This window comes from Novosphingobium resinovorum (genome assembly GCF_027922145.1).
Taxonomy (GTDB): domain Bacteria; phylum Pseudomonadota; class Alphaproteobacteria; order Sphingomonadales; family Sphingomonadaceae; genus Novosphingobium; species Novosphingobium resinovorum.
The window spans coordinates 91,225-112,545 of sequence record NZ_BSFC01000044.1 but is presented as its reverse complement, the minus strand read 5'-3'; the positions used below and the strand labels follow the sequence as shown (position 1 = coordinate 112,545).

Genomic DNA, 21,321 nt, shown 5'->3' with positions numbered 1-21,321 from the left:
GTGTCCCTGCTTATGCCAACACTCAGCCGTAGCGGCCGGTGATGTAGTCCTTGGTGCGCGTTTCGCGCGGATTGGTGAAGATCTGGTCGGTCTCGCCGTACTCCACCATGCTGCCGAGGTGGAAGAAGGCGGTGCGCTGCGACACGCGCGCGGCCTGCTGCATCGAGTGGGTGACGATGACGATGGCGAAGCTCTCCTTCAGCTCGTCGATCAGTTCCTCGATGCGCGCGGTGGCGATCGGGTCGAGCGCGGAGCACGGCTCGTCCATGAGGATGACTTCGGGGCTCACGGCGATGGCGCGCGCGATGCACAGGCGCTGCTGCTGGCCGCCCGAAAGCGCGGTGCCGGCGTCGGTCAGGCGATCCTTGACCTCTTCCCAGAGGCCCGCCTTGGTCAGCGCGTTCTCGACGATGCGGTCCATGTCGGACTTCGCGCTGGCGAGGCCGTGGATGCGCGGGCCGTAGGCGATGTTCTCGTAGATCGACTTGGGGAACGGGTTCGGCTTCTGGAACACCATGCCGACGCGGGCGCGCAGCGCGACCGAGTCCATGGTGGACGCATAGATATCCTCGCCGTCGAGCAGGATCTGGCCGTCGACGCGGGCACCGGCGATCGTGTCGTTCATGCGGTTGAGGGTGCGCAGGAACGTCGACTTGCCGCAGCCCGAGGGGCCGATGAAGGCAGTGACGATCCCGTTGTCGATGTCGATCGAGACGTCGTTGATCGCCTTCTTCTGTCCGTAGAAGACGTCGACGTTGCGAGCCGTGATTTTTGCTTCGGTCATGGTTCTACCAGCGGACTTCGAATTTGTTTCGAAGGTAAATGGCGATGCCGTTCATGGCGAGCAGGAAGACCAGCAGCACGATGATGGCGGCGGAAGTGTTCTGGACGAAGGCCTTGTCGATCTCGTCGGACCACAGGAAGATCTGCATCGGCAGCACGCTCGACGGGGCGGTCAGGCTGTCGGGCGGGGTGACGACGAAGGCACGCATGCCGATCATCAGCAGCGGCGCGGTTTCACCCAGCGCGCGGGCCATGCCGATGATGGTGCCGGTCAGGATGCCCGGCAGCGCGAGCGGCAGGACGTGGTGGAAGGTCGTCTGCACCTTGCTGGCGCCGATGCCGTACGCAGCCTCGCGGATCGAGGGCGGGACGGCCTTGATCGCGTTGCGCCCCGAGATGACGATGACCGGCATCGTCATCAGCGCCAGCGTCAGACCGCCGACCAGCGGTGAGGAACGCGGCATCTGGAAGGTGTTGATGAACACCGCCAGACCCAGCAGGCCGAAGATGATCGAGGGCACGGCGGCGAGGTTGTTGATCGACACCTCGACCCACTCGATCCACTTCTTCTTCGGCGCGAACTCTTCCAGATAGATCGCGGCGAGCACGCCCATCGGGAAGCTGAGCAGCAGCGTCACCAGCATGGTGAGCAGCGAGCCCTTGGCCGCGCCCCACACGCCTGCGGTGGTGGCATCGGTCGAGTCAGACCCGGACAGGAAGTCCCAGTCGAGCCCGGCGACGCCGTTCTTCAGCATGATGACGAGCAGCAGCGCCAGGAACCCGAGGCTCAGGACGATCGCGCCGAGCCCAACGAGCTTGAAGCGCTTCTCGGCGGCGTGGCGCTTCGCGAGGCGGCGAACCGCCTCGGGCGAATTCCAGTCGGACTTACTCATAGGCTTCGCGGAACCGCTTCACGACGCGCAGGGCGACGATGTTGAGGATGAGGGTGACGATGAACAGCACCAGGCCGAGCGCGAAGGCCGACAGCGTCTTGGGGCTGTTGAACTCCTGGTCGCCGGTCAGCATCTGGACGATCTGGTACGTCACCGTGGTCATCGAGGCGAACGGGTTCGCCGAAAGGTTGGCGGCGGCACCGGCGGCCATGACGACGATCATCGTCTCGCCGATGGCGCGGCTGATCGCCAGCATCACGCCTGCGACGATGCCGGGCAGAGCGGCGGGCAGCAGCACCTTCTTGATCGTCTCCGAACGGGTGGCGCCGAGCGCCAGCGAACCGTCGCTCATCGCGCGGGGCACGGCGGCGAGCGCATCGTCGGCCATCGAGGAGACGAACGGGATGATCATCACGCCCATCACCAGACCAGCGGCCAGCGCGCTCTCGGTCGAGGGGTTGGCCATGCCCAGCGAGGCGGCGAAGTCGCGGATCAGCGGCGCCACGGTCAGCGCGGCGAAGTAGCCGTAGACCACCGTGGGAATGCCCGCGAGGATCTCCAGCAGCGGCTTCACCCACTTGCGCACGTCGCGCGTGGCGTACTGGGTCAGGTAGATCGCGCTCATCAGGCCGAGCGGGATCGCGACGACCATGGCGATGATCGCGCCGATATAGATCGTGCCCCAGAACAGCGGCACCGCGCCGAAGTTGTTGTTGATGTTGTCGCCCATGGTGCTCGCGGGCGACCAGTGGGTGCCGGTGAGGAAGGCGATCGGCGACACGTCCTTGAAGAACATGCCCGCCTCGAACACCAGCGAGGCGACGATGCCGAAGGTGGTCAGGATCGCCAGCAGCGAGGCTGCCAGCAGCACGCCCAGCACCAAGCGCTCGACATGGGTGCGGGCCTTGAAGTTCGGGCGGATGCGCGTGAAGCCGAAGGCGCCGCCCGCAAAGGCGACGATCAGCACGATCACCGCGCCGATCAGGCCGAACTTCACTTGCGCCGCGCGGAACGGCTCGACCAGCGCCTGCGCCTCCGGGTTGAAGGCGACGGCGCCCGGATCGGAGGCGATGGTCTGCGCCTCGGCGACGATGGCGCCCAACTGGAACGGATCGGTAGGCAGGCCATGCGCGGCGGGGGTGGCGAAGACCGCGCCTTGGACGAGGCCCGGCATCACAGCCTGCCATACCAGCCAGGCGACCAGCGCCGGGACGACGATCCACAGCGCCAGATGCCAGCCGTGATAGGCGGGCATCGAGTGCATCGACCCCCGGCCGGTATAGAGCAGCCGCGCCCGGCCGCGCGCGGCGAACCAGCCGACAAGGCCGAGGCCGAGGACGGCCAGGAGAACTCCGGTAAGTATCATGACTGGCCCATCGGCCCCTTGTTCATACCGGGCGCTCCATCCACGCCGTCATTGCGAGGCCGCAGGCCGAAGCAACCCAGGGCGGTTTGCACCTGCCTTGGGTTGCCGCGCGGCTGCGCCGCTCGCAATGACGATGCAAGGGATCGAAGCACCGTAGTGGGTTCTTACTTCAGCTCGGACGGATCGAGCGGGGTCATGTTCGCGACGATTTCGGCGCTCTTCTTGCGCACGTCCTCGGGCGCGATGACCATGCCCTTCTTCTGCAGGAGGCCGTCGGCGCCCCACGACTTCACCCACTCGGCAACGTAGCCCTGCAGGCTCTTGATCGGACCCAGGTGCTGCTTCTTGACGTAGATGTAGAGCGGACGCGCGCCGGGGTAGGAATAGTCCGAGATCGTCGCGTAAGTCGGGGTCACGCCCGACATCGGGATGCCCTTCAGGCTGTCCGGGTTCTCTTCGAGGAACGAGTAGCCGAAGATGCCGATGGCCTTGGCGTTCTGCGAGATCTTCTGGACGATCAGGTTGTCGTTCTCGCCGGCGTCCACGTAAGGGCCGTCCTCGCGGATGTCGTGGCAGATCGCCTCGTACTTGTTCTTGTCGCTGTCCTTGAGCGCCTTGGTGGCGGCATCGGTCTTGCAACCGGCCTCGAGGATCAGTTCCTTGAGCGCGTCACGCGTGCCCGAGGTCGAGGGCGGGCCGTAGACGAGGATCGGCTCGGCGGGGAGCGACGGATTGACGTCCTTCCAGGTCTTCGCGGTGTTGGGCTTGCCGAAGGGGTTGGCCGCCAGCGCCTTGTAGATGTCGGTTGGGGTCAGCTGGAAGCCGGGGCCGCTCTTCGATTCGGCGAAGGCGATGCCGTCGATGCCGACCTGGACCTCGACGATCTCCTTGACGCCGTTCTTCTGGCATTCCTCGAACTCGGACTTCTTGATCCGGCGCGAGGCGTCCTCGATATCGGGGTGCTGGGCGCCGACACCGGCGCAGAACAGCTTCATGCCCGCGCCGGTGCCGGTCGATTCGATGACCGGCGACTTCACGCCCGCCGCCTTCGCGTAACCCTCGGCCACGGCGGTGGCGAAGGGGTAGACGGTCGAGGAACCGACGGCGCGCACGAAATCGCGCGATCCGGCCGAGGAACCGCCCGAACCTCCACAAGCGCTGAGCGCGGCAAGCGAGACGGCGGCGAAAATGAAGGTCTTGGTCGAACGCATTGGTAAACCCCCTTGGGCTTTGATCTTGAACTGCCCCCTATTGGTCTTTGATGACACTTTTGCGTCAATAACGTGACTAAATGGGGAGTGTCTCGAAAATCCTGCGCGCAGGCCTCAATAATTCCACTGGATCTGGGCGCGCAGGACGTCGCCTTCGGCCTGTCCGGCGCGGCGTTCGTCGGCCTCGGCGCGCTTCATGCGGGCATAGGCGAGCGTGAACTCGATCGGCTTCACCGGCGTCCATTCCACGCCGAGTTCAATGTCGTTGGTATCGAGGCGCGGCGCATTGACCGCCCCCTTCCAGCCGCCCTTGTAGCGTTCCCACCGCGCATAGGGGATCACCCGGCCCGCGCCGAAGTCCGGCACGCGGTACATCAGCATCACGTAGCCGCCGCTGGCATTGTGCGATTCGATCGTCTGCGTTCCGGTATCGAACTGCGGCCCGCGCCCGAAAGTCCATTCGGCCTGGATGCCGAAGGGCTGCGGATAGAGGATCGCGTGCGCCACCGCGCGGCGTTCGGTGAAGTTCTGCGCCGTGACCCCGCCCGCGCGCACTTCCGGCTTCACCTTGTTGTGCATCAGCGAGCCGCCCACTTCGAGCACCTGCCCGTCCAGCCCGATACCATCGAGCCGCATCGGCCATGTCGCCATCGCCACCGACATCAGGCTCTCGTTGCGTTCCTGCCGGTTGACGCCCTGCCCGTTGAACACGCCGAAGCCGAAGGCGCCGTAATTGCCGAAAAGCTTCTGCCCGCCCGCTTCCAGTTCGTCCCAGATCGCCTGCACGCGGTCGGGCGTGTAGTAGGCGACGATGCCGAGATCGCGCTCGCTAGGCACTCCGGCGTTGATCGCGTCGGTGCGGTCGAGCGGCACACGGTTGGAGGAGGACTGCAGGTTCTCCCACCCGAACGGCACCTTGGACTGGCCGAAACGCACCTTGAGGCGCTGCGCCTTGTCGAGCGCAACGTCCACGTAGGCATCGCGCAGCTGCAGGAAGTTGTCGCGCCGCTCGCCCGAAGTCTGGTTGTTGACTGCGCTGGCGAAATCGGGCTGCAGGTAGAACGAGACGCCGTGGCCGAGGTCGCCCTGCATCACGAGACGGATGCGGCGGAAGAAGAAGTTGCTGTCCGGGCCGATGCTGCCGTCCTGCACCGACCGCAGCCGCGAGCGGCCTGAAGGCGCGTCCTTGTCGCCCGAGATGATCTCGTTGAAGCGCATCTGGGTGTAGCCGCGCAGCTTGATGCCGCTCGCGGTCTTGGCGAGCTTCGCCGGGATCGAGCTGGCTGCCGGGGCGGGCGGAGGAGCCTCAGCGGGCGTGGCCGGCCCTGCCGCGAGAGCCGGAACCGGCGTCGCGGCCGCATTCGGAAGCGGCGTCGCGATCTGCGACGCCGAGCCCTTCGCCGCCGCAAGCTGCCCTTCGAGCGAGGTGATGCGCTGCGCCATCGCCTCCATCTGCGCGCGCATGGCGGCGAGGTCGGCCTGGGTGACCGAATCGGCGGACTGCGCTAGGACCGGGGAAACCCAGCCCAGGGCGACGACGAGCGCTATGGCGGAAACGGGCAATCTTCGCATGGCTGCGGATTGCATCACGATTGGGTTCAGGATTCGCGTCATTTCGATGACGCGAATATGTCCATCGAATGACACTTTGATGACGTCAAGCTTCCCACTCCAACCCCTCCGGCAAGCGGGAGGGGCGGAAAGCTTGCAAGCGAAGCGAGTTAGCCGGATGGGGGGCAACACCGGCCCCCGCGCGATCAGCCCTCCGCGCGCAGCGGCAGCATCAGCGAGGCGGTCGTCCCTACGCCCTGCCGGCTCTCGATGTCGAAGCGGCCGCGGTGGCGCTCGACGATATGCTTGACGATCGACAGGCCCAGCCCGGTTCCGCCCACCGCGCGGCTGCGACTGGTATCGGCGCGGTAGAAGCGCTCGGTCACGCGCGGCAGGTGTTCGGGGCCGATGCCCTCGCCCTCGTCGCGCACGGTGACGAGCACCCAGCCGGTGCTGGCGGCCTCCACAGAAACTTCCACGGGGCCTTCGGGCTTCGCATACTTGCGCGCATTGTCGATGAGGTTGCGCAGGACCTGCGAAAGCTGGCCGCGATCGCCCGCGATGACCGCTTCGGACTGGTTGGCCCGGACATGGACTTCCATCGTGCCCTTGAACTCTCCTGCCACTTCATGCGCCAGTGCGACGACATCGACGGTGTCCGAAGGCGCCTCGTGCTTCACCGCCTCAATGCGCGAAAGCGACATGAGGTCCGAAATCAGCGCCTGCATCCGCTGCGCCTCATGGCGGATGGTGCCCAGGAAGCGGTTGCGCAAGGCCTCGTCGCCGCCCGCCTTGGGGTTCATCAGCGTCTCGCAATAGCCGATGACGCTGGCGAGCGGGGTGCGCAGTTCGTGGCTGGCATTGGCGACGAAGTCGGCGTGGGACTTGGCCACGCTGACTCGCTCGGACAAGTCGTAGAGGCTGACCAGCCGCTCGTAGAGGCCGACGACCTTGCAGTCGACTTCCCATACCGACCCGCCGGTGGACAGCCCCTTCACCCGCGCCGAGCCGCCCTCGTCGCTGAGGATCGCGGCGACCGCGCGCGGCTCGCGAATGGCGATGCGCACGTCCTGCCCGACGATATGGGCGCCCAGCAGTGCCTTCGCCGCGCTGTTGGCGAAGCGCACCTGCCCCCGCACGATCATCATCGCGGGGGTCTGGAGATGTTCGAGGAGGTGGACGCCCTCGATGCTCATGCCTGTAATGCTCCTGAGGTCGCGGTGGGTGTGCACCGAAGATTCAAATCCGCGCGTGACATGGTTCCAAGACACTATTGTTGCAACATTCGTATTCACCAACGCCGGAAATGACATTTCCGTGTCCATTCGCCCCTCGGCGAGTTTGGAAAACGTGCTTGCATGCCTTCAGCGCCCTAGCGCTCGGCGGCGGCCTTTGTTATGGCGCAACCGCATGGCGGTCCGCCCACAAGTGGACATGACGCCGTGCAGCCTTGAGAACAATCATCAACGGCTGCGAGGAGGAGCGCGGTCGTCCGGTGGAAAGGGTACCGTGACGCAATTCACTTCCGATCGCCTGCTCCTCTTCGGCGCCACGGGCGATCTTTCACGCAGGATGCTCCTCCCTTCGCTTTGCGCGCTCGACGCGGAAGGCCTGCTGGGTCCTGATATCGAAATTATCGGCACGGCCCGGTCGGACATGGACGACCAGGGCTTCCGCAACTTCGCGCGCGAATCGCTGGAGCAGTTCCTGCCCGCCGGTCGCCGAGGCAGCCTGGCGCAGTTCCTCAACCGGCTGAGCTACCAGCCGCTCGACGCCAATGACATCGACAGCTTTCACGCTCTGGCCGAGAAAGTGGGCACCCCGAAGCAGGGCCTGTCGATCTTCCTGTCCACCGCGCCCAGCCTGTTCGAACCGACCATCCACGGTCTGGAGAAGAGCGGCCTTGCCAGCGGCAACGTGCGCATCGGGCTCGAAAAGCCGCTCGGGGTGGACCTCGCATCGAGCAAGGTCATCAATGATGCGGTGGCCAGCGCCTTCCCCGAGGACCGGATCTTCCGGATCGACCACTATCTCGGCAAGGAGACGGTGCAGAACATCCTGGCGCTGCGTTTCGCCAACCTGATGTTCGAGCCGCTGTGGAACGCCGCGCATATCGACCACGTGCAGATCACCGTGGCCGAGACCGTGGGCCTCGAATCGCGCGTCGCCTACTACGACGACAGCGGCGCCTTGCGCGACATGGTGCAGAACCATATGCTCCAGTTGCTCGCGCTCGTGGCGATGGAGCCGCCGGTTTCGTACAATGCCACTTCGATCCGCAACGAGAAGGTCAAGGTCCTCCACTCGCTGCGCAAGGTGAAGCCCGAGGAAACCGTCACCGGCCAGTACCGCGCAGGCGCGATCACCGGCAAGGCCGTGCCCGGCTATGATGAAGAACTCGGCAAGGATTCGAACACCGAAACCTTCGTCGCGATCAAGGGTTTCATCGACAACTGGCGCTGGCAGGGCGTGCCCTTCTACATGCGCACCGGCAAGCGCCTGCCGAAGCGTACGACCGAGATCGTCGTGCAGTTCCGCGACGTGCCGCACTCGATCTTCCACGGCCGCGGCGCGAAGACGGTGCCCAACCGCCTCGTCATCGGCATCCAGCCGGAAGAGAACATCACCCTCTCGCTCATGGCCAAGGTGCCCGGGCTGGACCGTGACGGCTACGGCCTGCGCTCGGTGCCGCTGGCGATCACCCGCCCCGACGCCTTCGCCGACCACCAGCGCCGCATCGCCTACGAACGTCTGCTGCTCGACCTCATCGAAGGCGACCAGACCCTGTTCGTGCGCCGCGACGAAGTGGAAGCCCAATGGGAATGGATCGACGCGATCCGCTCCGGCTGGGAGGAACAGGCGCAGGAGCCCAAGACTTACACTGCAGGAAGCTGGGGGCCGTCCGCCGCGATCGCCCTCGCCGAACGCGACGGAGTAACTTGGCACGAATGAGTGGGCACGAGTGACCTCGTGCCAGCACCGAAGTTTGCTTGAGCAGGCCCATGCGGGCCGGAATATAGCGATTGACACCGGTTACCGTCCCGCGCACATGCGGGGCGGGAAGAAGCCGGATGTCGCGAAAGACCAGGAGTAGACCATGACCAACCTCCACCCGGTGGTCGCGCGCGTCACCGACCGTATCATCGAACGGTCGAAGGACAGCCGCGCGCGCTATCTCGACATGATCGCCCGCGAGACGGACCGCCATTCCGACCGTAGCTTCCTCTCGTGCTCCAACCTCGCGCACGGCTTCGCCGCCTCGGGCGAGGACAAGGCGACGATCGCCGGGAACAAGGCGGTCAACCTCGGCATCGTCACCGCCTACAACGACATGCTCTCGGCGCATCAGCCCTACGGCCGCTACCCCGAGCAGATGAAGCTGTTCGCGCGTGAAGTGGGCGCCACGGCCCAGGTCGCGGGCGGCGTGCCCGCCATGTGCGACGGCGTGACGCAGGGCTTCGACGGCATGGAGCTGTCGCTGTTCAGCCGCGACGTCATCGCGCTGTCCACCGGCGTCGCCCTGTCCCACGCGATGTTCGACGGCATGGCGCTGCTGGGCATCTGCGACAAGATCGTCCCCGGCCTCGTCATCGGCGCGCTGCGCTTCGGCCACCTGCCCGCGATCTTCGTGCCGTCCGGCCCGATGCCCACCGGCATCTCCAACAAGGAGAAGCAGAAGGTCCGCCAGCTCTACGCCGAAGGCAAGGTCGGCCGCGAGGAACTGCTCGCCAGCGAAAGCGCCAGCTATCACTCGCCGGGCACCTGCACCTTCTACGGCACCGCCAACTCCAACCAGATGATGATGGAGATGATGGGCCTGCACATGCCGAACGCAGCGTTCGTGCCGCCGAACACCCCGCTGCGCACCGCGCTGACCCGCTCGGCCACGCACCGTCTGGCGGCGATGACCCGCAAGGGCGAGGACTATCGCCCGATGGCCAAGGTCGTGGACGAGAAGGCGATCGTCAACGCCATCGCCGGTCTGCTCGCCACCGGCGGCTCGACCAATCACGCGATCCACCTGCCCGCCATGGCGCGCGCGGGCGGCATCCTGATCGACTGGCAGGACGTGGACGAGCTTTCGTCGGTAGTCCCGCTCATCACCCGCGCCTATCCCAACGGTTCGGGCGACGTGAACCACTTCCACGCGGCGGGCGGCATGGCCTGGGTGATCCGCGAGCTGCTCGACAGCGGCCTCGCCCACCGGGACATCCTGACCGTGGCCGAAGGCGGCATGAGCGCCTACGCGGACGAACCGGTGATGGTGGACGGCGAACTCGGCTGGACCCCCGCCCCGGCGGTCAGCGGCGACGACACGATGCTGCGCCCGGTCTCCAACCCGTTCCTGCCCGATGGCGGCATGCGTCTGGTGGACGGCAACCTGGGCCGCGGCACCTTCAAGACCAGCGCGGTCGATGCCGAACGCTGGACGATCGAGGCCCCGTGCCGCGTGTTCGACGATCAGGAAGGCGTGGCGAAGGCATTCAAGGCCGGTGAGCTGGACAAGGACGTGATCGTCGTCGTCCGCTTCCAGGGCCCGCGCGCCAACGGCATGCCCGAACTGCACAAGCTGACCCCGCCGCTGGGCGTCCTGCAGGATCGCGGCCACAAGGTCGCGCTCGTGACGGACGGGCGCATGTCGGGCGCTTCGGGCAAGGTGCCCGCCGCCATTCACGTCACCCCTGAAGCCTTCGCAGGCGGCCCGCTGGCGTACCTGCGCGATGGCGATATCGTGCGTCTCTCGGCAGAGGACGGCACGATCTCCACCACCGCCGACCTTTCGGGCCGCGAACCCGCGCCGACCCCGCCGCCCGCGATGGGCACCGGCCGCGAACTCTTCGCGATGTTCCGCATCAACGCGTCTAGCGCCGAACACGGCGGCTCGTCGATGCTGGAGGTTGCCGGGCTGTGACGACGGAAATCGTAGCCGTCGACATCGGCGGCACCCATGCCCGCTTCGCCATCGCCACCATCGGCGATGACGGCCGGATCACGCTTGGCGAACCCGCCACGCTGCACACCAAGGACCACGGCAGCTTCCAGCTGGCGTGGGAGGCGTTCCGCGCCATGAACGGCGGCACCCTGCCCGATGCCGTCGCCATGTCGGTGGCAGGCCCGGTCGGCAACGAGGTCATCAAGTTCACCAACAACCCCTGGATCCTGCGCCCCGCGAAGATCCAGGAGATGCTTGGCCCCACGCGCCAGACCATCATCAACGACTTCGCGGCCGTCGCCCACGCCGTCGCTTGCGCGGACGAGAGCGACTTCCTCTATCTGACCGGCCCGGACGAGGCACTGCCCGCATCGGGCACGCTCAGCATCCTCGGCCCCGGCACCGGCCTTGGCGTGGCGCACCTCTACCGCGATGGAAAGGGCAACTACCACGTCCAGGCGACCGAGGGCGGCCACACCGACTACGCCCCGCTCGACCTGATCGAGGACGCGATCCTCGCCCGCCTGCGCAAGCGCCACACCCGCGTCTCGGTGGAACGCATTGTCTCCGGCCCCGGTATCGTCGATATCTATGCGACGCTTGCCGCGATGGAGCACAAGGCCATCCACGAACTGACCGACGTGCAGATCTGGACCGCCGCCGCAGAGAGCACGGACAGCCTTGCCGTCGCCGCCGTGGACCGCTTCTGCCTCGCGCTGGGCGCGGCGGCGGGCGACTGCGCGCTGGCGCAGGGCGCGAGCGGCGTCGTCATCGCCGGTGGCCTTGGCTACCGCATCCGCGAGACCATCAAGACCTCGGGCTTTGCCGAAAGGTTCCGCGCCAAGGGCCGCTTCGCCGGCCTGATGGCCACCCTGCCCGTCAAGCTCATCACTCATCCGCAGCCCGGCCTGTTCGGCGCGGCGGCAGCATTCGCAATGGAGCACCTCCAGTAATGACTACCGTATCCGAAGCCGTCGAAAAGGTCATGCGCCTCGCCCCGGTGATCCCGGTGCTGGTCATCGAGGACATCGAGCACGCCCTGCCGATCGCCGAAGCGCTCGTCGCCGGTGGCCTGCCCGCGCTGGAGGTGACGCTGCGCACCGAATGCGCGATCGAGGCGATCAGGATCATGAAGCAGGTTCCCGGCGCCGTCGTCGGCGCCGGCACCGTGCTGACGCCGGACGACCTCAAGCGCTCGATCGACGCGGGCGCCGAATTCATCGTCTCGCCCGGCCTGACGCCGAACCTGGCCGAAGCCGCCTACAAGTCGAAGATCCCCTTCCTTCCCGGCACCGCCAACGCCAGCGACGTGATGTTCGCGCTGGAATGCGGGTTCGATCGCCTGAAGTTCTTCCCGGCGATGGCAGCCGGCGGCCCGCCCGCGCTCAAGGCGATCTCGGCCCCGCTGATGGCCGCAAAGTTCTGCCCGACCGGCGGCGTGACTCCGCAGAACGCGCCCGAATGGCTGGCGCTGGACGCGGTGATCTGCGTCGGCGGCAGCTGGATGGTCCCCAAGGGCAAGCCGGACGTCGCCAGGATCGAGGCCGAAGCACGCCTCGCAGCGGGCCTCGCCCGCTGATGGCGGCCGGGTCGGGCCAGTTGGCGCTGGGCACCGTCGATGCTCTCGACGCCCGCCTCAAGGAGTTGCACAAGCTCACGGCGGTGACGCCGCTGTTCAACCCGGTGTTCCAGCTTGGGCTGGAACTGTCGCGGGCACTGGAAAATGGCGAGATGTCTCTCGACGACATCGAGGCGCTCGTTTCCGAAATGGACTGCGAGGGGCTGCGCGCCCGCGCTTCCCGGCTCGACCGCATTCTGGGCACCATGCCCATCGCGGAGAACGACAAGGCGCTTGACGCCCTTGCCGAAAAGACCGCCGATGACGACGACTTCACCGCCTTCGCCGTGCGCTGGCAGCGCCCGGCGGCGCATGTCGTCTTCACCGCGCACCCGACCTTCCTGCTGACCGCCGCGCAGACCGAAGCCGTCACCACCTCCGCCTCCAACGGCGATTTCAGCGTAGCCTCGGTCTGCGTCGCCTCGCCCGCTCGCGACACGATCACGCTCGATTCCGAGCATGACGCGGCGATGGCGGCGATGGCACGCGGCCAGAAGGCGCGTGATCGCATCAACGCCCGCCTGTTCGACCTTGCCGCCGCCCGCTGGCCCAAGCGCTGGAAGGGCCTGAACCCGATGCCGGTGCGCTTCGCCCACTGGGTCGGCTACGACATGGACGGCCGCACCGACATCTCGTGGTCCACCTCGATCCGCTACCGGCTTGAGGAAAAGGCCCAACGTCTGGCCGGTTACGCCGAAGCGCTGGAGCAGGCCGCACCGGAAATCGCGGCGCAGCTCTCCCGCGCCCACGCCCACACGGCAGAGGCCGTCGCTGCCTTCAAGCAGGATCTCACCGATCCCGAGGCGCTGTCCGCCGCCGCCAACGGCCTCACCGCCGAGCACGCCGACAAGATCATCAGCCTCGAAGGCGTGATCACCCGGCTTGAGGACGAGGCCCGCCACGCCGATCAGGAGCAGGCGCGCGCCCTCCTCGTCACCGCCGCCGCGATGCGCGCCGACGGCCTCGGCATGGGCGGCATCCACTTCCGCGTGAATGCCTCGCAGCTGCAGAATGCGATCCGCCGCCGCATCGATCCGGATGGCAAGCTCAGCCTTGCCAGCCAGGCCGCGCTGGTGCGGATGCGCGAGCTGCTGGCCGAAGTGAAGCCGCTCAAGTCCAACTTCGCGGCGCTGGCGATCGAGAACAGCACCGCCGTGCGCCAGTTCCTCGCGATGGCGCAGATCCTCGGCCACATCGACGCCGACGCGCCGATCCGCATGCTGGTGGCCGAGTGCGAGGAGCCGACCACCGTGCTCGCCGCGCTCTACTTCGCGCGGATGTTCGGGATCGACGACAAGGTCGATGTCTCGCCTCTGTTCGAGACCGAGACCGCGCTGGAACACGGCGGCCGCTTCCTCGACGCCGTTCTCGCCGAGCCTGCCTACCGCGACTACGCAAGGCGGCGCGGCCGAGTTTCGATCCAGACCGGCTTCTCCGACGCGGGCCGCTTCGTCGGTCAGGTGCCTGCCGCGCTCGCCATCGAACGCCTGCAGGGCCGACTGTCGGAAGCCATGGCCGCCAACGGCTTGTCCGACGTCTGCGCGCTGATCTTCAACACCGGCGGCGAATCGATGGGTCGCGGCTGCCACCCCTCCAGCATCGACGACCGGTTCGACTGGCAGCTCTCACCCTGGGCCCGCCGCCGCTTCCTGCGTGCAGGGATCAGGCTGGAGCCCGAAGTCAGCTTCCAGGGCGGCGACGGCTACCTCTGGTTCGGCTCGGACGAACTGGCGCTGGCCACGCTCACCCGGATGGCCGAGCGCCCGCTGTGGGATGCCGACGTCAACGTGCCGACGGACCTGTTCTATCGCCGCACCGACCTCAGCCTCGACTTCTATCGCGCGATCCGTTCGGTTCAGCATGAGCATCTGGAAAGCTCGACCTACAGCCGCGCGATCACCGCGTTCGGGCTGGGGCTGCTGAACGATACCGGCAGCCGCAAGTCGCGCCGCCAGTCGGACCTTGCCTCCGACCGCTCGATGAACCTGCGCCAGATCCGCGCGATCCCGCACAACGCGATTCTGCAGCAGCTGGGCTACCCGGTGAACGTGATCGCCGGCATCGGCACCGCGGCGGACGGCAACCGCGAGGAAATCGCAGGGCTCCTGCGCGAATCCGCGCGTGGTCGCCAGATCGTGCGTCTCGCCCGCGCCGCCAACGCGCTCGCCTCGATCAAGACCGTCTCGGCTTATGGCGAGCTGTTCAACTCGGCCTACTGGGCCAGCCGCCCCTATCGCGGCGGTGAGGAGAACATCGCCGACGCCTGCCTCAAGCTGGCCGAGTATCTGACCAAGGACGACCGCGCCGGCGTCTACCGTCGCCTCGCCTCGCGCCTGCGGGTCGATGCGCTGAAGCTGCACCGCCTGCTCGATCTCGTCCCGGACGAGGCTCCGCAGGCCGACCGCGAGCATACGCGCCGTTCGCTCGGCGTGCTCCATGCGCTGCGCATCGCGTTGTTCCAGCACATGTTCCTGCGCTCGGTGATGACGCCGCAGTTCAGCCGCGCCAACGACATCAGCCGCGACGACGTGCTGGAGATGTTCTTCACCCTGCGCGTCGAGGACGGCCTGGCCCAGTTGCGCCGCGCCTTCCCGGTGCATTTCCCCTCGATCAGCGACTTCGCGGTGGACGCCCCCAGCGACTACCCGGATTCCAGCGCGACGGGCTATGCGCAGATCCACAAGGACTTCATCGACCCGATCGCGCGTTCCTATGCGCTGAGCCTGCGGATCACCACCGCGCTGGCGAACGAGTTCGGCGCGCACGGGTGACGGGGATTTGAGGGTGTGGCTCACGAGCCGGAACCACGCCCTCCCACACCTGTAACGCCCCCGTCACCCTGAATTCGTTTCAGGGTCCATCGAGCAATTGGTGCCGGAGCGTCGCTGCTTACGCCGCGCTGTCGGTTTGCTGATCCAGCTACCGCGCTATCGGCGAAATGGACCCTGAAACGAGTTCAGGGTGACGGGAAATGGGTGAAAGATCGCGGATCCGGGCTAGCCCCGCGTCCTCACGGCTTGCAGTTCCGTCATCAGAACTTCGACCAGGCCTGCAGCGGGCATCGTCCGCACCAACGGTGCGCCCTGCCCGGCCCACTGCGCTCCGAACCCGTACTCGCCCTTCGCCTTGGCCGCAGCATTCAGTGCCTTCCCGGCGTGATAGGTGATCGGATAGTCCGGCACCTGCCGCCCGCCCACCTGCGCCGCGAGCGCCGTGAAGCGGTTCGCCAGCGCCCGCGCTGGGCGCCCCGACACCAGCGGCGTCAGTGTCGTGTGCCAGGCACCCGGCCCCTTGAGCGCCGCACGATAGCCCTCGTCCGCCGCCGATTCCGGGCAATCGATGAAGGCGGTCCCGAGTTGCGCCGCCACCGCGCCGAGATCGAGCGCGGCGGCGATCCCGGCGCCGTCCATGATGCCGCCCGCGGCAATCACCGGCAGTCCGGTTTCGCGCACCAGCAGCCGCGTCAGCGCCATGGTGCCGAGCCCGGGATCGGGCGCTCCGGGATCGAACATACCGCGATGACCGCCCGCCTCGATTCCTTGCGCGACCACGGCGTCAATCCCGGCTGCCGCGATGGCGCGCGCCTCATCGATATTCGTCGCCGTCGCCAGCATCACGATGCCGCGCTCGCGCAACGCGAAGATGGCATCGGCGGCGGGCAGGCCGAAATGAAAGCTCACCACCGGCGGCCGGGTCTCCAGCAACATCGCCAGCATCGCAGGATCATCCGCGAAACTCGTATAAGGCGATTGCAGAGTTTGTGGCCGCTCGGCCCCGAACTCGGCGAAGAGCGGGCGCAGCCAGTCCAGCCACGCCGCCTCGCATGCGGCGTCGGCAACTGGCGTGCGATGGACGAACAGGTTCACGTTGAAGGGGCGATCCGTACGCTCGCGCAGTTCCCCGATCATGGCCCGCGCGCCGCCAGCATCCGTCGCGCCGACGCCGATCGAGCCAAGCGCCCCGGCGTTCGAGACTTCCGCCGCCAGCAGCGGAGTGCTGGTCCCGGCCATCGGTGCCTGAATGAGGGGCAGGCTCACGCCGAGCCTTTCGAGAAACACCATAACCCGCTCCATCCATTGACCTGATGGCCTTCTAAGCGCCTACCTTGAAAACACAAAGATGCTGCCTCGCAGGCTTCTTCCGCAGAGGCATGGACTTCCGCAAATGGCTTTCCTATGTTTCCTGTACACGCAATAAATGAACAACGGGGGATCGATGATTCCTGCATCTTCGGACTTTGGAACGCTCGCTCGCCTGCTGGCGCCGATTGTCGGCGAGGCCAAGGCGCAAGAGGCTCTGGAGACGCTTCAGATCGCACCGGAACTGGCCGGATCGGCTGAGCGCGCCAGCCGCGCGCAAGTGGCCATGGCGCTCAACGCCGCGCTTTTCCTCGACCTTTTGGAGCGAGTACCGACCGCCGCCCGCTATATCGAGTGGATGCGCGCCACCGGTGAGCCGATCGTCTTCGACCACGGCGCCCTGCGCACGATAGACGGCGCGACCGGCGCTCTGCCCTCGGGACACGAGGCATTCGGCCGTTTTCTCGCTCCGCTGGGTTATGAAGTGCGCGGGCTCTACCCCCTGCCCGCACTGACCATGACCGGGCGCGCCTATGTGCAGATCGACCTGCCCGCCTCCGTGCCGCAGTTCTTCGTCTCCGAACTGCACATCGACCAGCTTCCCGACACCGCACAGGCCGCCGCAGCCGCCATATTCGGGGCGTCCGTCGATCCTTTGGGGGAAGCCGAGTGGGCCGCGCTCTATACGCTCGCGCGCGATGGGGACTGTTCGATCGAGCACGGGGTGACCATTCTGCGCGGGGCCTTGCGTGCCTTCGACCGGCAGCACGCTGCCCCGACGCTGGCGGATTACGAAGCGCTGCTGGAGCATAGCAAGGAAGGTGCCTGGATCGCCACCGAGGGCAATGCTTTCAACCATGCGACCACCCGCGTCCCCGACGTCGAGGCTCATTCCGAGTCTTTGAAATCAGAGGGTTATCCGCTGAAACCGGCTGTCGAGATCTCCCGCAACGGCCGCGTGCGACAGACCGCGATCCTGGCAGACAAGGTCTCGCGGCCCTTCCGCTTGCAAGACGGCAGCGAGGTCATCCGCGAAGTTCCGGGGTCGTTCTACGAGTTCATTTCGCGCGACATCGATCCGGAAACCGGCCTCCTCGACCTCACCTTCGACAGTGGCAATGCGACCGGAATCTTCGCGGTGACGAGACAGCAGGCATGACCAACCTCAAATCCTTCGATCCGGTTGACGGCACGCTTGTCTGGGAAGGTGAAGTCGCTGATTCCGAAGCGGTTTCCGCTGCCCTGCTGCGTGCCCGCAAGGCGTTTGGTACGTGGTCGCAGCTTGGCACTCAACGGCACCTGGAGGGGGTCAAACGCTACCAAGCGGCGCTTGAAGCCCGCAAGGACGCCCTGGCCGAGACCATCGCGCGCGAAACCGGCAAACCGCTCTGGGAAACCCGCACCGAAGTCGCCTCGATGATCGGCAAGGTCGGCATCTCGATCGCGGCGCAGGCCGAACGCGCGGGCGAGAAGCGCACCGACATGCCGTTCGGGCAGGCCGTGCTGCGTCACCGTCCCCACGGCGTGATGGCGGTGCTCGGTCCGTTCAACTTTCCCGGCCACCTGCCCAATGGCCATATCATCCCCGCACTGCTCGCGGGCAACACGGTGGTCTTCAAGCCCTCCGAGATGACGCCCGCCACCGGCGCGCTGATGGCCGGGTGCTGGGCCGAGGCCCTTGCAGATCACCCCCACGTCTTCCAGTGCATCCAGGGCGGGCGCGAAACCGGCGAGGCGCTGGTCGCGGGCGCGATCGACGGGCTGCTCTTCACCGGCTCGGCGGGCGCGGGCGCGCATTTCCGCCGCGTCTTCGCCGACCGGCCCGACGTGATCCTCGCCCTCGAACTGGGCGGCAACAATCCGCTGGTGGCCTGGGACGGTGACGTCGACGAGGCCGCGTCGGTCGTCGTGCAATCGGCCTTCATCACCACCGGCCAGCGCTGCTCCTGCGCGCGGCGGCTGATCGTTCCCGACAACGAGTTCGGCTCCGCGCTGGTGGAGGCCATCGCGGCCCTCGCCGACCGCATCGTCATCGGCGCCTGGAACGAGACGCCCGAGCCGTGGATTGGCCCGCTGATCTCCGATGCTGCTGCCGCCGCCGCGAAGGCCCGCTTCGACGGCCTCGTGACACGCGGCGCCAAGGTGATCCGCCCCTTCAACGGCGTCGAGGGCCGCTCCGCCGCCTTCGTCACACCCGCCATGCTCGACGTGACCGGCGTGTTCGTGCCGGACGAGGAAATCTTCGCCCCCGTCCTGCAGGTCAGCCGCGTGCCGGACTTCAACGCCGCGATGGAAGCCGCGAACAACACCCGCTTCGGTCTCTCCGCCGGGCTCGTAAGCGCCGACGACGCACTGTGGGAGCGCTTCCTCGTCGAATGCCGCGCGGGCGTGGTCAACCGCAACCGCCCGACGACCGGCGCGGCGGGCTCGATGCCCTTCGGCGGACTTGGCGAGAGCGGCAACCACCGGCCGAGCGCCTACTATGCCGCTGATTACTGCGCCTACCCGGTCGCCAGCTTCGAGGCGGCGGACGCCTCGGGCAACGCAGGCGCCCTGAACGGCAAGCTCAGGCCATGAGCGCGCTTTCGGGCGAGGAACTGGACCTGCTCGAAACGATCGAGCGTGCGCCGATCCTCGACCGGACGCTGGACTGGGCCGCGATAAACAGCGGCACGGGCAATCTGGACGGCCTTGAGGCGATGGCCGACCGGCTGGCCCACGCCTTCGCCGCGCTGCCGGGCGAGGTCCGCCTCGTCGATCCCGCGCCGGTCGAGAAAGTCGACAGCAAGGGCCACTTGCGCGAAGTCGGACACGGTCGCCACCTCGTCCTGTCGGTCCGGCCCGAGGCCGACCACCGGGTGATCCTGACCGGCCACATGGACACCGTCTACGCCCGCGAGCACCCGTTCCAGAGCTGCACCTGGCTCGACGCGGACACCCTGAACGGCCCCGGCACCGCCGACATGAAGGGCGGCCTGTCACTGATGCTCGCGGGGCTCCTCGCCTTCGAGCACGGTACGCCGATGATGGGCTACGACGTGCTCATCAACAGCGACGAGGAGACCGGCTCGCTGTCCTCCGCCGCGCTGATCGCGCAGTTGGCGCAAGGCAAGCTGGCGGCGCTGACGTACGAGCCCGGCCTGCCCGACGGCTCGATGGCCCGCGCGCGGCCGGGTTCGGGCAATTACGCCGCCGTCGTCACCGGGCTTTCCGCCCATGCCGGGCGCAATCCGCAGGACGGGCGCAATGCCGTGCTTGCCGCCAGCGACCTCGCGCTGCGGCTTGCGGCGGGCATTCGTGACGGCCTCACCATCAACCCTGCCCGGATCGAGGGCGGCGCGCCCAACAACACCGTGCCCGACCTTGCGATCCTGCATTTCAACTTGCGCCCCCGCTCGCCGGAACTGGCGGAAATCGCCCGCGCGCTGGTGGAGGCCGCCGTCGCCGAGGTCAGCGCGGTGCACGACGTCCATATCCACCTCCACGGCCACGTCTCGCGCCCGCCCAAGCCGATCACGCCGAAGACCGAGGCGCTGTTCGGCCTCGTCAGCAAGGCCGCCGCCGATTTGGGCCAGCCGATGCGCTGGCAAGACACCGGCGGCGTGTGCGACGGCAACAACATCGCCGCCTGCGGCGTTCCCGTGCTCGACACGATGGGCGCGCTGGGGGGCTCGATCCATTCACCGCAGGAGTTCATGATCGCCAGTTCGCTAGACGCCCGCGCCCGCCTTACGGCCCTCGTCCTGCACCGTCTCGACCGGGGAGCACTACACGCATGACCTTCCTGCTGCGCACCGCACGAGAGGGCGATCTCGAAGCGCTCTACCGTATGGCCAAGGGCACAGGCGGCGGCTTCACCAACCTGCCGCCCGACAAGCCGACACTGAAAGCCAAGCTGGAACGCGCCGCGAAATGCTTCGCCCGCGATGACGGCGAAATCGCCAACGACCTCTTCGCCTTCATCCTCGAAGACACCGAAACCGGGAAGGTGCGCGGCACCTGCCAGGCGTTCTCGCAAGTCGGCACCGAGCTGCCGTTCTATTCCTACCGCATCGGCCGCATCACCCAGCATTCCAAGGAACTCGACCGCACCTTCCGCGCCGAGATGCTGACCCTGTCCACTGACCTCGACGGGGCGAGCGAAGTCGGCGGGCTCTATCTCGACGCCACCGAGCGTTCGGCAGGTGTCGGCAAGCTGCTGGCCCGCAGCCGCTACCTGTTCATCGCCATGCACCGCGAGCGTTTCGGCGAGACGACCTTGGCCGAGCTGCGCGGCGCCATCGACGAGGCGGGCAACTCGCCGTTCTGGGACGGCCTCGCGGGCCGCTTCTTCGACATGAGCTTCCGCGACGCCGACGAGTTCAACGCCAAGCACGGCAACCAGTTCATCGCCGACCTGATGCCCAAGCACCCGATCTACACCGCGCTGCTCTCCGAAGGCGCGCGGCAGGTGATGGGCCAGCCACACTATTCCGGCCGCCCGGCGATGCGGATGCTGGAAAGCGAGGGCTTCGCCTTCCAGAACTACATCGATATCTTCGACGGCGGCCCGACGATGATCGCGAAGACCGATGGCATCCGCACGGTGAAACAGGCGAAGACGGTGACGGTATCGGCGGTGGTCCCGGTGCAGGAAAGCGAGCCGACGCACCTGATCGCAACCGGGCGGCTGGCGGATTTCCGCGCCTGCCTCGGCTGCGTGAGCGATGACGGCGTGCTGGACGAGGCAGCAGCAGGGTTGCTGGGTATCGGCGTGGGCGATGCGGTGACGGTCGCTCCGGCGTGATCCTCCACTTTCGTCATTGCGAGCGCAGCGAAGCAATCCAGGGCAGTCTTAGGCCGCCCTGGATTGCTTCGCTGCGCTCGCAATGACGAGTAAGGGTGGCA

At 67.0% G+C, this 21,321-nt stretch carries 16 protein-coding genes; 9 read left to right on the top strand and 7 right to left on the bottom strand.

Features of this window, described 5'->3' with window-relative positions:
• Positions 1 to 22 precede the first annotated feature (22 nt).
• The 6 genes from pstB to PKE80_RS23160 all read right to left on the bottom strand — a co-directional run bounded on the left by pstB (position 23) and on the right by PKE80_RS23160 (position 7,000).
• Positions 23 to 784: a phosphate ABC transporter ATP-binding protein PstB gene (gene pstB, locus PKE80_RS23185; RefSeq protein WP_008828291.1), complete on the bottom strand. Its 762-nt coding sequence runs from the start codon at positions 782 to 784 to the stop codon at positions 23 to 25.
• A gap of 4 nt (positions 785 to 788) precedes the next feature.
• The gene (pstA, locus tag PKE80_RS23180) at positions 789 to 1,676 is read right to left on the bottom strand and encodes a phosphate ABC transporter permease PstA (RefSeq protein ID WP_271184562.1); all 888 of its coding nucleotides are present in this window, start codon (positions 1,674 to 1,676) and stop codon (positions 789 to 791) included.
• On the bottom strand, positions 1,669 to 3,042 hold the full coding sequence (gene pstC, locus PKE80_RS23175; RefSeq protein ID WP_271184561.1) for a phosphate ABC transporter permease subunit PstC: 1,374 nt from the start codon (positions 3,040 to 3,042) through the stop codon (positions 1,669 to 1,671). Before pstC ends, pstA begins: the two co-directional genes overlap by 8 nt.
• Before the next feature lie 164 nt (positions 3,043 to 3,206).
• Positions 3,207 to 4,253: a substrate-binding domain-containing protein gene (locus PKE80_RS23170; protein WP_271184560.1), complete on the bottom strand. Its 1,047-nt coding sequence runs from the start codon at positions 4,251 to 4,253 to the stop codon at positions 3,207 to 3,209.
• A gap of 114 nt (positions 4,254 to 4,367) precedes the next feature.
• Positions 4,368 to 5,825 carry a porin gene (locus PKE80_RS23165; protein ID WP_271184559.1) on the bottom strand — a complete coding sequence of 486 codons (1,458 nt, stop codon included), beginning with the start codon at positions 5,823 to 5,825 and terminating at the stop codon, positions 4,368 to 4,370.
• A gap of 185 nt (positions 5,826 to 6,010) precedes the next feature.
• Positions 6,011 to 7,000 carry a sensor histidine kinase gene (locus tag PKE80_RS23160; RefSeq protein ID WP_271184558.1) on the bottom strand — a complete coding sequence of 330 codons (990 nt, stop codon included), beginning with the start codon at positions 6,998 to 7,000 and terminating at the stop codon, positions 6,011 to 6,013.
• Between the two features lie 313 nt (positions 7,001 to 7,313).
• Here PKE80_RS23160 and zwf point away from each other — a divergent pair, with 313 nt between their 5' ends.
• The 5 genes from zwf to PKE80_RS23135 all read left to right on the top strand — a co-directional run bounded on the left by zwf (position 7,314) and on the right by PKE80_RS23135 (position 15,126).
• On the top strand, positions 7,314 to 8,756 hold the full coding sequence (gene zwf / locus PKE80_RS23155; protein WP_008828285.1) for a glucose-6-phosphate dehydrogenase: 1,443 nt from the start codon (positions 7,314 to 7,316) through the stop codon (positions 8,754 to 8,756).
• Positions 8,757 to 8,901: 145 nt separating this feature from the next.
• Positions 8,902 to 10,716: a phosphogluconate dehydratase gene (edd, locus tag PKE80_RS23150; protein WP_271184557.1), complete on the top strand. Its 1,815-nt coding sequence runs from the start codon at positions 8,902 to 8,904 to the stop codon at positions 10,714 to 10,716.
• Complete coding sequence (locus tag PKE80_RS23145) at positions 10,713 to 11,690, top strand: glucokinase (RefSeq protein ID WP_271184556.1); 978 nt, start codon at positions 10,713 to 10,715, stop codon at positions 11,688 to 11,690. Before edd ends, PKE80_RS23145 begins: the two co-directional genes overlap by 4 nt.
• On the top strand, positions 11,690 to 12,316 hold the full coding sequence (gene eda, locus PKE80_RS23140; RefSeq protein ID WP_271184555.1) for a bifunctional 4-hydroxy-2-oxoglutarate aldolase/2-dehydro-3-deoxy-phosphogluconate aldolase: 627 nt from the start codon (positions 11,690 to 11,692) through the stop codon (positions 12,314 to 12,316). The genes PKE80_RS23145 and eda overlap by 1 nt, the downstream gene beginning before the upstream one ends.
• Positions 12,316 to 15,126, top strand: a complete 2,811-nt coding sequence (locus PKE80_RS23135; protein WP_271184554.1) for a phosphoenolpyruvate carboxylase — start codon at positions 12,316 to 12,318, stop codon at positions 15,124 to 15,126. The genes eda and PKE80_RS23135 overlap by 1 nt, the downstream gene beginning before the upstream one ends.
• 225 nt (positions 15,127 to 15,351) lie before the next feature.
• Here the strand turns inward: PKE80_RS23135 and PKE80_RS23130 are convergent, their stop codons facing one another.
• Entirely contained in the window at positions 15,352 to 16,416 is a 1,065-nt protein-coding gene (locus PKE80_RS23130) for an NAD(P)H-dependent flavin oxidoreductase (RefSeq protein ID WP_271184553.1), read from the bottom strand.
• A 154-nt stretch (positions 16,417 to 16,570) separates the two neighbouring features.
• Between PKE80_RS23130 and PKE80_RS23125 the strand changes: the two genes are divergently transcribed.
• Genes PKE80_RS23125 through astA form a run of 4 tightly spaced genes read left to right on the top strand, consistent with a single transcriptional unit; the run spans position 16,571 to position 21,220 of the window.
• Positions 16,571 to 17,593: a 2-oxoadipate dioxygenase/decarboxylase family protein gene (locus PKE80_RS23125; protein ID WP_271184552.1), complete on the top strand. Its 1,023-nt coding sequence runs from the start codon at positions 16,571 to 16,573 to the stop codon at positions 17,591 to 17,593.
• Positions 17,590 to 19,011, top strand: a complete 1,422-nt coding sequence (gene astD / locus PKE80_RS23120) for a succinylglutamate-semialdehyde dehydrogenase (protein WP_271184551.1) — start codon at positions 17,590 to 17,592, stop codon at positions 19,009 to 19,011. Before PKE80_RS23125 ends, astD begins: the two co-directional genes overlap by 4 nt.
• Positions 19,008 to 20,213, top strand: coding sequence for a hydrolase (locus tag PKE80_RS23115; RefSeq protein ID WP_271184550.1), 1,206 nt, complete (start codon positions 19,008 to 19,010; stop codon positions 20,211 to 20,213). Before astD ends, PKE80_RS23115 begins: the two co-directional genes overlap by 4 nt.
• On the top strand, positions 20,210 to 21,220 hold the full coding sequence (astA, locus tag PKE80_RS23110; protein WP_271184549.1) for an arginine N-succinyltransferase: 1,011 nt from the start codon (positions 20,210 to 20,212) through the stop codon (positions 21,218 to 21,220). The genes PKE80_RS23115 and astA overlap by 4 nt, the downstream gene beginning before the upstream one ends.
• Positions 21,221 to 21,321 lie beyond the last annotated feature (101 nt).